The sequence below is a fragment of the Amorphus sp. MBR-141 genome (assembly GCF_053628695.1).
Genome location: NZ_JBRJGW010000003.1, coordinates 162646 through 175543, shown reverse-complemented (window position 1 = coordinate 175543; position 12898 = coordinate 162646). Strand labels below are relative to the sequence as shown.

10 protein-coding genes and 1 tRNA gene are annotated in these 12898 nt (G+C 68.7%); 4 read left to right on the top strand and 7 right to left on the bottom strand.

The window, feature by feature from the left end:
* Positions 1-192: 192 nt before the first annotated feature.
* Positions 193-1215, bottom strand: a complete 1023-nt coding sequence (locus tag ACSSVZ_RS05680; RefSeq protein WP_453968820.1) for an RluA family pseudouridine synthase — start codon at positions 1213-1215, stop codon at positions 193-195.
* On the opposite strand from ACSSVZ_RS05680, the gene ACSSVZ_RS05675 reads away from it, so the two are divergent.
* Both ACSSVZ_RS05675 and ACSSVZ_RS05670 read left to right on the top strand, forming a co-directional pair.
* Positions 1214-1573: a DUF6476 family protein gene (locus ACSSVZ_RS05675; protein WP_453968819.1), complete on the top strand. Its 360-nt coding sequence runs from the start codon at positions 1214-1216 to the stop codon at positions 1571-1573. The two genes, ACSSVZ_RS05680 and ACSSVZ_RS05675, sit on opposite strands and share 2 nt — an antisense overlap.
* A gap of 145 nt (positions 1574-1718) precedes the next feature.
* Positions 1719-1794: transfer RNA gene (locus ACSSVZ_RS05670), tRNA-Glu, on the top strand.
* A 255-nt stretch (positions 1795-2049) separates the two neighbouring features.
* Here the strand turns inward: ACSSVZ_RS05670 and ACSSVZ_RS05665 are convergent.
* From ACSSVZ_RS05665 to ACSSVZ_RS05645, 5 genes are all read right to left on the bottom strand, one after another.
* The gene (locus tag ACSSVZ_RS05665) at positions 2050-3165 is read right to left on the bottom strand and encodes a TRAP transporter substrate-binding protein (protein WP_453968818.1); all 1116 of its coding nucleotides are present in this window, start codon (positions 3163-3165) and stop codon (positions 2050-2052) included.
* A gap of 90 nt (positions 3166-3255) precedes the next feature.
* A complete protein-coding gene (locus ACSSVZ_RS05660; protein WP_453968817.1) occupies positions 3256-4572 on the bottom strand; it encodes a TRAP transporter large permease in 1317 nt (438 codons plus the stop codon).
* Positions 4569-5132 (bottom strand): TRAP transporter small permease subunit, encoded by a 564-nt coding sequence (locus tag ACSSVZ_RS05655; protein WP_453968816.1) that lies wholly within the window; start codon positions 5130-5132, stop codon positions 4569-4571. Before ACSSVZ_RS05655 ends, ACSSVZ_RS05660 begins: the two co-directional genes overlap by 4 nt.
* Positions 5133-5419: 287 nt before the next feature.
* Positions 5420-7189: a sulfoacetaldehyde acetyltransferase gene (gene xsc / locus ACSSVZ_RS05650; RefSeq protein WP_453968815.1), complete on the bottom strand. Its 1770-nt coding sequence runs from the start codon at positions 7187-7189 to the stop codon at positions 5420-5422.
* Positions 7190-7233: 44 nt separating this feature from the next.
* Positions 7234-8835 carry a GMC family oxidoreductase gene (locus tag ACSSVZ_RS05645; RefSeq protein ID WP_453968814.1) on the bottom strand — a complete coding sequence of 534 codons (1602 nt, stop codon included), beginning with the start codon at positions 8833-8835 and terminating at the stop codon, positions 7234-7236.
* A 232-nt stretch (positions 8836-9067) separates the two neighbouring features.
* Here ACSSVZ_RS05645 and ACSSVZ_RS05640 point away from each other — a divergent pair, with 232 nt between their 5' ends.
* Complete coding sequence (locus ACSSVZ_RS05640) at positions 9068-9841, top strand: IclR family transcriptional regulator (RefSeq protein WP_453968813.1); 774 nt, start codon at positions 9068-9070, stop codon at positions 9839-9841.
* Between the two features lie 46 nt (positions 9842-9887).
* Entirely contained in the window at positions 9888-11051 is a 1164-nt protein-coding gene (locus ACSSVZ_RS05635) for an acetate/propionate family kinase (RefSeq protein ID WP_453968812.1), read from the top strand.
* A gap of 67 nt (positions 11052-11118) precedes the next feature.
* On the opposite strand, the gene ACSSVZ_RS05630 is transcribed toward ACSSVZ_RS05635, so the two are convergent.
* Positions 11119-12771: an FAD-dependent oxidoreductase gene (locus ACSSVZ_RS05630; protein WP_453968811.1), complete on the bottom strand. Its 1653-nt coding sequence runs from the start codon at positions 12769-12771 to the stop codon at positions 11119-11121.
* Positions 12772-12898: the final 127 nt, after the last annotated feature.

The following is a 12898-nucleotide window of genomic DNA, read 5'->3' as shown; positions in this document are numbered from 1 at the left end:
GTCTTGCCGTTTCCCTTGGTCGGCGAAACGGAACAGGCGTCCATTGATCCGTCGGGTCCACAGCCGCAGCTGCCGACCCGACATCGGCACGCTGGAAAACAGTGTAACCCAAATGGGTCAAAACGGGGGCCTGGCAAAGGTTCCCCGAAGCAGCCGGAAGCGCCGTGGCGCCTGGCGTGCCGGTCGGGCGGGTCAGGCGGCGTTGAGCGCCTCGGCGAGGGCCGCCAGCGCCGGCGGCATCGGGCTCTCGAAGCGCATCGTTTCGCCCGTCACCGGGTGCGCAAAGCCCAGAACGCCTGCGTGCAGCGCCTGGCCGCGCAGGGCGGCGAGCTTGTCCTGGGCGGCTTCCGGGAGGCGCTTCGCCTTGGTGCGGAAGCCGGCGCCGTAGAGCGTGTCGCCCAGCAGCGGGTGTCCCCGATGGGCCATGTGCACGCGAATTTGATGGGTGCGACCCGTCTCCAGGCGACAGGAAACCAGGCTGGCGATCGGATCGGCGACGGGATAACTCCGGTCGGTGACGTAGTGGGTGATGGCTTCCTTGCCGCTGGCCACCACCGCGAATCGCTGGCGATGGTGCGGGTCGCGGCCGAGCGGTGCGTCGATGCGACCCTGGGGAGGAAACGGCGCGCCCCACACGAGCGCGCGGTAGATGCGTTCGAGAGGACCGGTCCGGCCATGGTCGGCGAACTGGGCGGCAAGCCCCTGGTGCGCCGCGTCGGACTTCGCCGCGACCATCAGACCCGAGGTCTCCTTGTCGAGGCGGTGGACGATGCCCGGGCGGGCGACGCCACCAATGCCCGACAGCTCCGACCCGCAATGCGCGATGAGCGCGTTGACGAGGGTTCCGTCGGCATGTCCGGCTGCGGGGTGAACGACAAGCCCGGTAGGCTTGTCGATGACGATCAAATGGGCATCTTCGTAAACGATTTCAAGGGGGATAGGCTGTCCCTGGGCCTTGGCCGGCTCCGGCGGGGGCACGTCGATCTCGATGCGCATGCCCGGCGCGATCCGGCGCTTCGTCTCGGTGGCGGGCGTGCCGTCGACACGCACCTGACCTGCCCGTATAAGCGCTTGCAGCCGTGCCCGGCTCAGATCCGGGATGTGGGCGGCAAGGTAGACATCGAGCCGCTGGGCGGACGCGTCGTCGTCGACGACGAGGTCCAACCGGTCGGTTTCGGGAAAATCGGACTCGGGAAGAAAAGCGGTACTGGTCATGGCTTCATCCGCGCTCGACGACAAGCCGGAGCAGGAACTCGATCCGGCGATGGAGCGCGTTCAGCGCAAGCTCCGGCGGCTCCTGGCTGTGTCCGGCCTCATCATGGTGGCCGGGCTCGTTGCCGTGTTCGCCGCCATCTTCTATCGCCTGTCCGTTGCCGACAAAGCAATGCCCAAGGCGGCCGGCGAGTTGCAGGTGGCGTTGCCGGCGGGGACCGAGCTGCGGTCCGCGACCGCGACGGGCGACCGGCTGACGCTGGTGATCGCGGCGCCGGACGGCGGGACGGAAGTCCGTGTCGTCGATCTGGCGACCGGGCGCACCGTCTCGACGGTGACGCTGACGACGGCCGGAAACTAGCCCGCCGCCCGGGCAGGGATCGCGCGAGCTGGGCGGCCCGCGCCCTTGTCCCCGGCCGATATGCGATCGGATGCACGAGGCGCTTGCGTCGCATTCATGGGTTCGCTATATCCGCGGTCTGTTTCGAGCGGCCCGCCGCTTCGAAGCCCCCATCGTCTAGTGGTCCAGGACGCCGCCCTCTCACGGCGGAAACAGGGGTTCGAGTCCCCTTGGGGGTACCAGTTTCCTGGTATCCGACTGATGTTTCGGAACGTTCCGGCTACAGGCCCCGCTCGCCACGCGTGCGGGGTTTTTCGTGCGGTCCGGCTCCGCGCGCGGGCGCCCGTGCCCCGGAACGCGGTCGGCCGCCGGCTGATCGCCGGCGGCCGCGTGTCGTCTCACCCGGGCCCAATCGGATCCTGGAGCGCCGTCCTGACGGGATCAGAACGGCGCTCCAGCGATCTCGTCCCCGAAGCGGGGCCCGCTTTCGGTGGGATCTAGTTGGCGCCCTGCTTGGCCTGGGGGGCACCGTTCACCACGGCGCTCTTCAGTTTCTGCACGCGCGAGTGGTAGGGGTGGACCAGGTCGGCGAAGTCGGCCTGGGACTCGTAGACCTCGCCGAAGAAGTCGTCGTCGGCGATGTACTTCTTCACCACTTCGTTCTGCGCCTCGATGAACAGGGTGTAGTACTCGTCCGGCGTGTCGAGCATCTCGATGCCCTCGTCGGCGTACTCCTTCACTGCCTTGGAGTTTTCGTAGAGGTTGATCGCCTGGGTCTTGGCGGAATTCGCCATGATGGCGGTCTCCACGATCGCCCGCAGGTCCTCCGGCAGGTCGTCCCAGAAGCTCTTGCAGATCATCAGCTCGCCGACGTCGGTCTGCTGGTGCAGGCCCTGCAGGTAGTAGTACTTCCAGATCTTGCTGAGGCCGAGGTTGCGGTCGTCCGCCGGGCCGATCCACTCGGCGGCGTCGATGGTGCCGCGCTGGGCGGCGGGAACGATTTCGCCGCCCGGCATCGCCACGGCGGGCACGCCCATGGCGGTGTAGGTCTGGCCGGCGATGCCCGGAGGCGACCGGTACTTGATCGAGCGGAACTCATCCATGTTGTTGAACGGCTTGGAGAACCAGCCGAGCGGGTCGGGCCCCATCGGCTGCATCAGGAACGGCACCACGTTCAGGCCCATGATCTCCTGGGTGAGCTTGGTGTAGAGCTTCTGGCCCTCGCCGCTGTAGTACCAGGCCATCAGGGTTTCCTGGTCCATGCCGGTGCTGGCCGGGACGTTGGAGAACAGCACGTAGGCCGGATGCTTGCCGGACCAGTAGTGCGGCCAGGCGTAGCCGGCCTCGACGAGGCAGGCGTCGACGGCATCGAGGATCTCGAAGGCCTTCACCTCCGCTCCGTCGGGCAGCACCTCGACTTCCAGCCGGCCGCCGGACATCGTCTCGACCTGGGTCGCGAAATCCTCGATCAGCTTGAAATAGAGGCTCGAGTTCGGGATCGCGGTCTGGATCCGCATCTCGTAGGTGTCGTTCTGGGCGCTGGCCGCGCCCGCGAACAGGCAGAGCGCCCCGAGCGCTCCCCCTGCCAGATACCCCAACCTTGAAATGGTCATCGATAGTTCCTCCCTTTGATGTGCTTTTGCTTGGTCAGTCGACGGCTCGGTATGGCGGACCTCCTTTCTGTCCCGGGATCGGCGCTGGCCTCACCTGAGGGCGTTCGGCAGCCAGAGGACGATTTCGGGAAAGGCGACCAGCAGCGCCACGACGAGGAGCTGAAGGCCGACGAACTGGGTCATGCCCAGATAGATGTCCCCCATCTTCCATTGGGGGACGACGCCCTTCAGGAAGTAGGCCGACAGCGCCATCGGCGGCGTCAGCCACGAGGTCTGCAGCGTCACCGCGATCAGGATGGAGAACCACAGCGGGTCGTAGCCCATCTCCACCATGGTCGGCAGGAAGATGGGCACGATGACCAGGACGATCGGGATCCACTCGAGCGGCGAGCCGAGTACGAAGACGATCGCCAGGATGATCACCAGCATGACGGTGGGCGAGAACGGCAGGCTCAGCAGGAACTCGGTGAGCAGGTTGGCGCTGCCGAGCCGGGAGAACACGGCTCCGAAGAAGTTGGCCGAGCCGAGCAGGAACATGATCATCGCCGACAGCACGAGGGTGCTGTAGACGCAGCGCTTGAACGAGGCCCACGGCATCCGGCGGTAGAGCAGCGCCAGAACCAGCGAGGCGAGCGCGCCGCACGCCGCCGCGTCGGTGGGTGTCGCGATGCCGGCGATGATGACGCCGAGCGTGAAGGCGATGACCACGGTGACGGGAATGATGCCGAGCAGCAGCTCTCTCAGCTTCTCCGCGGTCGTCGTCTCGGCGATCTCCTCCATGGTGAGGGGAGGGCCGAGCTCCGGATTGAAGTAGCTGCGGATCAGCGTGTAGGCGATGTACACGACGGACAGCATCAGGCCGGGGATGATCGCGGCGGTGAACAGGTCCGACACCGGCACGCCCACCACCGGCCCCATGACGATGAGCAGGATGCTCGGCGGGATCAGGATGCCGAGCGTGCCGCCGGCGGCGATGGCGCCCGCCGACAGCCGGGTGTCGTACTTCGACGACATCATGATCGGCGCCGCCATCACGCCGAGCACCGTCACCGAAGCCCCGACGATGCCGGTGGCCGCCGCGAACACCGTCGCGACGATGAGCACGATCAGGTAGAGCGAGCCGCGCAGGCGGCCGAGCAGCAGGCGGAGCGCCTTGAACATGCGTTCCATCAGGCCGGACTGTTCCAGCACGAAGCCCATGAACAGGAACAGCGGGATGGCCGCCAGCGTGGTGTCCCGCATCAGCGCGAAGAACTGGTACTGCATCAGCGTGACGACGCGGTCGCCGATGCCCAGCCAGCCGAACACCAGCGAGATGAAGATGAAGGTGAAGGCCATCGGGTAGCCGGTCAGGATGCCGACGAAGATCAGGCCGAGCGATATGAGTCCGAGACCAGCGTCAGTCATGCGCCTGCCTCCTCGGTGGGAGTGCGGAAGCGGCGGTTGGTGACGATGCTGAAGTAGCTCTTCAGAAGCTCCGACACGCCCTGGATGAGCAGCAGCGCGCCGGTGATCGGCATCACCGTCTTCAGCGGATAGATGATGGGCATCATCGGGCTGGTGGGGATGCGCTCGCCCCGGTACCAGGACACCAGCGCGTAGTCGAAGGTGGCGACGGTGAAGAAGTACATCGCCGGGAAGAACAGGCAGAGCGTGAACAGGAAGTCGATCAGCCCCTGCCAGCGCGGCGACATGATGTTGAACAGGAAGTCGGCCCGCACGTGGGAATCGAGCCCGAGGGTGTAGGCCGCGCCCAGCATGAAGAGGGCGCCGTAGAACATGAAGGTGGCGTCGTAGGCCCACATGGTCGGGCTGTTGAAGCCGAACCGGGCGATCACCTCGTAGACCAGCGCGCCGACCATCGGAACGATCAGCCAGGCGGCCGCCTTGCCGACCAGCATGCCCGGAAAATCCAGTATCCGCGTGAGGCGGCGGAGCCGTTCTTCGGCCTCCGGACTCATAGTCATCGCGTCCTCCCTGTCGTGTCGTGCGTTGGAGGAGGCGGTTGGAGGCGCTGCAACGTCGAAGGGCGATCAGCGCAGCGGTGCGCAGGACGACCCGCGGTGGCGGTCGGCCGGTTCACGTTTCACACTGGAACGACGCAACTCTCATCTTCCCTCCCCAGTGAAAATGAGACTTCTAGCCTCAATAAGACATCAACAGTGCATCCGGTGCAATCTTCGATCGGACCTGGCCGGGGTCGGCCAGGTCCCTGTTCGTCAGGGGGACCCCTGGTGCGGTGCGGCGCCTGCCCTCAGGCGGGGTGCCGCATGTCGTGCGCGTCGACGCCGGCCACCGGGACCGGCTTCTTCATCGCGTCGCGCCGGAACGGCTCGCCAAGCTCCTGGTTGATGAACGCTTCGATCAGCGTCGTGCGGCCGCGGTCCATCTGGTCGCGGATCGCCTTGTCGAGGGCGGCGGTGAGCTCGTCCATCGTCTTCGCGGCGATGCCCTCCAGCCCGCAGGCCCGGGCGATCCCGGCGTAGCTCACCTGCTCGTCGAGCTCGGTGCCGACGAAGTTGTCGTCGAACCAAAGCGTCGAATTCCGCTTTTCCGCGCCCCACTGGTAGTTGCGGAACACGACCATGGTGACGCCCGGCCATTCCTTGCGGCCGATGGCGGTGAGCTCGGTCACCGCGATGCCGAAGGCGCCGTCGCCGGCAAAGCCCACCACGGGCGTGTCCGGGCAGCCGATCTTCGCACCGACGATGGCCGGCAGGCCGTAGCCGCACGGGCCGAACAGGCCCGGCGCGAGATATTTCCGCCCCGCCTCGAACGACGGATAGGCGTTGCCGATGGCGCAGTTGTTGCCGATGTCGGAGGAGATGATCGCCTCGCGCGGCAGCGCCGCCTGGATCGCCCGCCACGCCATGCGGGGGCTCATCCAGTCGGGCTTGGCGGCGCGGGCCCGCTCGTTCCACGTCGTGCCCGGATCGTCGTCCTCGTGGTCCATCGAGCTCAGCTGCTGGGCCCAGGCCGACTTCTTGGTGGCGATCAGGTCGCGGCGCTCCCGGCCGGCCGCGGCGTCGCCCTCGGGCAGCAGCTCCAGCAGCCGGCGCGCCACCTTGCCGGCATCGCCGACGATGCCGACGCTCACCGCCTTGGTCAGCCCGATCCGCTCCGGCTTGATGTCGACCTGAATGACCTTGGCGTCCTTCGGCCAGTAGTCGATGCCGTAGCCGGGCAGGGTCGAGAACGGGTTCAGCCGGGTGCCCAGCGCCAGCACGACGTCGGCCTGGGAGATCAGCTCCATGCCCGCCTTCGAGCCGTTGTAGCCGAGCGGGCCGGCATAGAGCGGGTGCGAGCCCGGGAAGGCGTCGTTGTGCTGGTAGCCGACGCACACCGGCGCCGCCAGCCGCTCGGCGAGCGCCACGGTGTCGCCGATGGCGTCCGCCAGCACCACGCCGGCGCCGTTGAGGATCACCGGGAATTTCGCCGCCGCCAGCAGCTTGGCCGCCTCGGCCAACGCCGCCTCGCCGCCCGCCGGCCGCTCGAACTCGACGATCTGCGGCAGGGTGATGTCGATCACCTGGGTCCAGAAGTCGCGCGGCACGTTGATCTGCGCCGGACCGGTGGCGCGCTTCGCCTCCAGGATCACCCGGTTGAGCACTTCGGCGATCCGCGACGGGTCGCGGACCTCTTCCTGGTAGGCGACCATGTCCTCGAACAGCTTCATCTGCTCGACTTCCTGGAAGCCGCCCTGGCCCATCGTCTTGTTGGCCGCCTGGGGCGTCACCAGCAGCAGCGGCGTGTGGTTCCAGTAGGCGGTCTTCACCGCCGTCACGAAGTTGGTGATGCCCGGCCCGTTCTGGGCGATCATCATCGACATCCGGCCGGTGGCGCGGCTGTAGCCGTCGGCCATCATGCCGCCGGAGCCTTCGTGGGCGCAGTCCCAGAAGTGGATGCCCGCCCGGCCGAACAGGTCCGAGATCGGCATCATTGCCGACCCGATGATGCCGAAGGCGTGCTCGATGCCGTGCATCTGGAGCACCTTCACGAAGGCTTCTTCTGTCGTCATGCGCATGGCGCGTCTCCCAATTGGTCGTCCTGAACCCGTCGTTCCGCAGGCTATCCCCGGTCGGCGACGATCAGGTCACTTGCTTTTTCGCCGATCATGATGGCCGGCGCGTTGGTGTTGCCGGACACGATCTCCGGCATGATGGAGCAGTCGGCGATGCGCAATCCCCGAATGCCGCGGACGCGAAGCCGGGCGTCGACCACCGCGTCGGCGCCGGTGCCCATCTTGCAGGTGCCGGTCGGGTGGTAGATCGTCGTCGCGGTGTTGCGGGCCCATTCCAGCAGGCCGTCGTCGTCGACGATGTCCGGCGTGGGCCGGTATTCGGCGGCGATCTTCTCGGCGAGCGGCGACGCGGCGGCGATGCGCCGCGCGATCTTGATGCCGGCGATCACCGTCTGCCGGTCGGTCTCGGTGGCCAGGTAGTTCGGGCGGATCGCCGGATGCTCGGCCGGGTCTGCCGAGCGCAGCCGGATCTCGCCGCGACTCTCCGGCCGCAGCTGGCACACCGACATCGTGAACGCGGAGAACGGGTGCACCCCCTCGCCGGGGCTGTCGGCCGACCACGGCTGGACGTGGAACTGGATGTCCGGCGTCTCCAGCCGGTCGTCGGTGCGCAGGAAACCGGTGGCAAGGCTCGCCGCCATCGTCATCGGGCCGGTGCGGAACAGCGCATACTCCAGGGCGATCCGGGCGCGTCCGACCAGGCTGCGCACCTCGTCGTTCAGCGTCGGCTCGTTGCACTTGTAGACGAGCCGCGCCTGCAGATGGTCCTGCAGGTTCCGGCCGACGCCCGGCAGGTCGACGACCGGCGCGATGCCGTGCCCGGCCAGGTGCGCCGCCTCGCCGATGCCGGACAGCATCAGGATCTGCGGCGATCCGATCGCCCCGGCCGACAGGATCACCTCGCCTTCGGCGACCGCCAGCCGGGGCGTCCCGTCCGGGTCGGTGAACTCGACGCCGGTGGCCCAGCCGTCCTCGACGACGACCCGGCGGACGTGCGCCCGGGTGACGATCTGCAGGTTGGGGCGGCTGAGGGCCGGCCGCAGGAAGGCCACCGCCGCCGAGCAGCGCCGGCCGTTGCGGGCGGTGAGCTGGAAGTAGCCGACGCCTTCCTGGGTGGCGCCGTTGTAGTCGGGGTTGAAGCGGTAGCCGACGGCCTCGGCGGCGGCGATCCAGGCGTCGCAGATCGGCCGCACCAGCCGCATGTTGGAGACCGCCAGCGGGCCCTCGGTCCCGTGGAAGTCGTCGCCGCCGCGCTCCTGGTCCTCCGACCGCTTGAACAGCGGCAGCACGTCGGACCAGGCCCACCCCTCCAGCCCCATCTGGCGCCAGCGGTCGTAGTCCTGGGCCTGGCCGCGCACGTAGAGCAGGCCGTTCAGCGAGGAGGAGCCGCCGAGCACCTTGCCGCGCGGCCATTCCAGGCTGCGGCCGTTGAGGCCGGGGTCGGGCTCGGTCCGGTAGCACCAGTCGACCGACGGGTTGTGCATCGTCTTGAAGTAGCCGACCGGCACGTGCAGCCACGGATTGCTGTCGCGGCCGCCGGCTTCGATCAGGATCACCCGCACCGACGGGTCGGCGCTCAGGCGGTTGGCGATCACGCAGCCGGCCGATCCAGCGCCGACAATGACGTAATCAGCCCTCAGCTGCTCCATGCCGTCCCCACGTCCCGTCCCTCAGGTCACCTGTTCGCCGGTGTACCCCCACAATCAACTCTTGATAATGAGACCGCAAGTATCAAAATTCTAAAAAATGTGCTGTGATGACCGGACGTCGCCGCTGCCGGGTTCGGCCGGCTGCGGTCCACGATCGAATTGATGCGGATTCCTCCTTCTTCTAAGGTCGTCTCGTTTCGGATGGGTCTTTCTCGGTTTCGGGCGGTGGTGCATGCAGGCTCTCGACGAGGGCAAGGACACGATTCCGACGAATCTGCGCCTGCTTCTGGTGATGGAGGCGGTCGCGGCAGCCGGCGTTCCGATCACGCCGACCCAGGTCAACCTGGGGCTCGGGCTTCCCAAGCCGACCATCCACCGGCTGTTCGCCACCCTGGAGGAAGAGGGCTTCCTGCAGCGCGACATCGACGGGCGGAGCTACGCGCCCGGCCGACGGGCCCGCGAGATGTCGGGCGGCATCCTGTCGTCGCTCCGGCTGCGCACCGCCCGGCTGGCGATCCTGACGCGGCTCGCCACGGGGATCGGCGAGACCTGCAACATCTCTCTGCCCGAGCGCGATGCGATGATCTACCTGGAGCGGGTGGAGACGGACTGGCCGCTGCGCATCCAGCTGCCGGTCGGCACGCGGGTGCCGTTCTACTGCACGTCGTCCGGCAAGATGTACCTGAGCTCGCTGCCGAGCCGGCATCTGGACCGCTACCTCGCCGCCGCCACGCTGGAGCCGCGCACGCCCAACAGCCTGACCGATCCGGCGCGTCTCCGCGAGGCGCTGCTCAGGGCCCGCGCGGACGGCTTCGCCACCGACGACGAGGAGTTCATGGAAGGCATGATCGCGCTGGCGGTGCCGATCCGCGACACCAACGGCCGGCTCTTCGCCACGCTGTCCTTCCACGCGCCCACCCAGCGCTTCGACATCGAGCGGGCGAAGGCGTTCCTGCCGCAGCTCGACGCCGCCGCGCTGGAGCTGTCGCGGCTGTCGTTCGCCTGAGGCGGGGCGCGCGGGCGCCGGGCATGCCGCACACTCCGGGGGAGCCATGATCCTGACCGTCAACGCGGGCTCGTCGAGCCTGAAGGTCGCCGTCTTCGATCCGTCCGACGGCCTTGCCGAAGTCGCCTCGGGCACCGTGTCCCGGATCGGCGGCGCGGCGGCGATGAAGACCGTCGATCGGCTCGCCGGCGAGACGTCGGCGTCCGTCGAGGCGGCCGATCACGAGCAGGCGCTGGCCCATCTGATCGCGGCGCTCGCGCCCGTCTGGGGGGATCGGCCGCTGTCGGCCGTCGGCCACCGCATCGTGCACGGCGGCAGCACGCTCACCGAACCGAGGCTGCTCGATGACGCGACCCTTGCCGAGCTGGCGCGGCTCGAGCCGCTGGCGCCTCTCCACCTGCCCATCAATCTCGACTGCGTGCGCGCCGCGCGGGCGGCGGCGCCCTCGGTCGCCCAAATCGGCTGCTTCGACACCGGCTTCCACCAGACCATGCCGTGGACCCAGTCGGCGTTCGCCCTGCCGCCGCGCTTCTATGACGAGGGGTTGCGCCGCTACGGCTTCCACGGGCTCAGCTACACCAGCGTCGCGCGCCGGCTGAAGGCGCAGTACCCGGAGCTCCACGCCGGCCGGGTGATCGTCGCCCATCTCGGCAACGGCGCCTCCATGTGCGCCATGGCCGGCGGCGAGAGCCAGGCGACAACGATGGGCTTCTCCACCCTCGACGGGCTGGCGATGGGCACCCGCTGCGGCCAGATCGACCCCGGCGTGCTGCTCCACCTGATGCGGTTCGAGGGCTTCGGGCTTGAGGAGCTGGAACGGCTGCTCTACCGCGAAAGCGGGCTGCTGGGGCTGTCCGGCGTGAGCGCCGACATGCGCGACGTGGAGGCGGCGGGCACGCCGGCCTCGGAGGCGGCGATCGCCTATTTCGTCGCCCGCGCCCAGCGGGAGATCGGCGGGCTGACCGCGGTGCTCGGCGGGCTCGACGCGCTCGTCTTCTGCGGTGGCATCGGCGAGAACTCCGGCCGCGTCCGTGCGGACATCGTCGCCGGGCTCGGCTATCTCGGCCTGGCGATCGACGCGGACGCCAACGCCCGCAGCGCCGCCGAGGTGTCCGCCGGCCCGACGCCGGTGCTGGTGATCCGGACCAGCGAGGAAGAGGTGATCGCCGCGGCCGCGGCCCGGCTGACCGGCGGCCCGGCGACCGACTGAGGCTCAAGGGTTTGGATCTGGAGCCATTTCTGATCGATCACGTGAGTCCACCTGATCGGAAGCGACACTAGAGGTTTGCCGCACCGCGCACCCGGTCGACCAGGGCTTTCGGATCGGCCGGGAGATGGTCGCCGCGCCAGGCGACGTGCTGGTCGGGGCGCACCAGGGTGAGCGCGGTGGTGTAGGCCGAGGCCAGCGGATCGCTGGTCTCCACGTCGAGCACCCGGAGCGGCAGGCCGACGGCCGCGGCCGCGTCGACCAGCGGGCCGGCGTCGATGGCGGGATCGAAGCGCAGCAGCGCGAAGTCGGGCCCCATGGCGTCGTAGAGCGAGCGGCCGTCGGCGAGCCACAGATGCGGCGCCCGGCACCCCGGCACGGTCGACGAGGTGAACGTCTCCATGGTGTAGCTGGGAGGCGCCGCGCCGTCGTAGGCGATGATCGGCGAGGCGTCGTAGTAGTAGCCGAAGTTCAGCCCGCCGCAGCAGTACTGCTGGACGTTCAGCCGGTAGACATCTGCGCCGAAGCGGGCGCGGACGGCGTCGGCGTCGGGCCCGGCGTCGTCGATCCCGGCGGGGATGGCGCTGCGCTGCTTGGCCATCGAGGCGCAGTGGTCCATGGCGAAGCGGCTGACCTGGTCGGTGATCGGCAGCCGCTCGGCCTGATGGGCGTCGAGGATCGCCTCCGGTGCCCACCCGTTGAGGCGGCCGGCCAGCATCCAGGCGAGGTTGGCGGCGTCGGCGATGCCGGCGTTCATGCCGTAGCCGGCGTAGGGCACCCACAGGTGCGCGGCGTCGCCGCAGATGAACACGCGGCCCTCGCGCATCTTGTCGGTCACCAGACGCCGTCCGTACCAGTCCTCGTTGGCGAGGATCTCGTAGGAGACGTCGTCGGGGATGCCCAGGATGGCACGGATGCAGGCGTCGCGGTCGACGGAGGCGAAGTCCGGCTCGTCGTCGCGCAGGTAGTTGTGCACCAGCCAGGTGGAGCGCCCGTCGATGGAATAGACGTTGCCGCTGCGCGTCGGGTTCATGGAGAACATCGCCCAGGTGGGCGGCACGCGCATGCAGCCGATCAGGTCGGGACAGCGGATGTAGGTGGACTGGACGCGCTGGATGACCGCGTCGCCCGACAGCGAGGCGCTGATCGCCTTGCGGGTCGGCGAGCGGCCGCCGTCGCAGCCGACGAGATACTGGGCGTCGACAATGCGGGTCTCGCCGCCGTCGAGGTCGCGGAGGGTGACGCGGACGCCGTCGCCGTCGGCCTCGAAGCCGGTCGCCTCGTGGCGATGGAAGGCGGTGATCCGCTCGGAGGCGACGAGGTGGCGCGCCAGGATCGGTTCCAGGAAGATCTGGTTGATCCGGTGCGGCGGCTCGGGCGTCGGCCAGGCGCCGTCCGGGCCGGTGTCGGCCGGGGTGAAGCGGTCGTTGCGCGAGGCGATCGGCACCCGCGCGATCTCGCGGCCCGTGGTCGTCACCCGGTAGGTGACGTCGTGGGGATAGTCGCCGGGCAGCCCGTCCTCGCGGACCTCGGCGGCGAGGCCGAGCCGCCGGAAGATCTCCATGGTGCGCGCCGAGACGTGGTTGCACTTGACGCTCGGCGCCTCGTCGACCCGGCGGGTCTCGACCGTGACGACGTTGACGCCGCGGGCCGCCAGATCGAGCGCGAGAGTCATGCCGACGGGGCCGCTGCCGACGATCACCACGTCCGTTTTCAGATGCACGGGGTTCGGTCTCCAATCGTTGGGAACGGGGGCACGGCGCGGGTGCACCGCGCGGCTGCCCGGAAGATAGGGGATATCAGGGAGACTGAAAACACACGCGCGATCCGGCTGTGGACCGAGGCCCCGT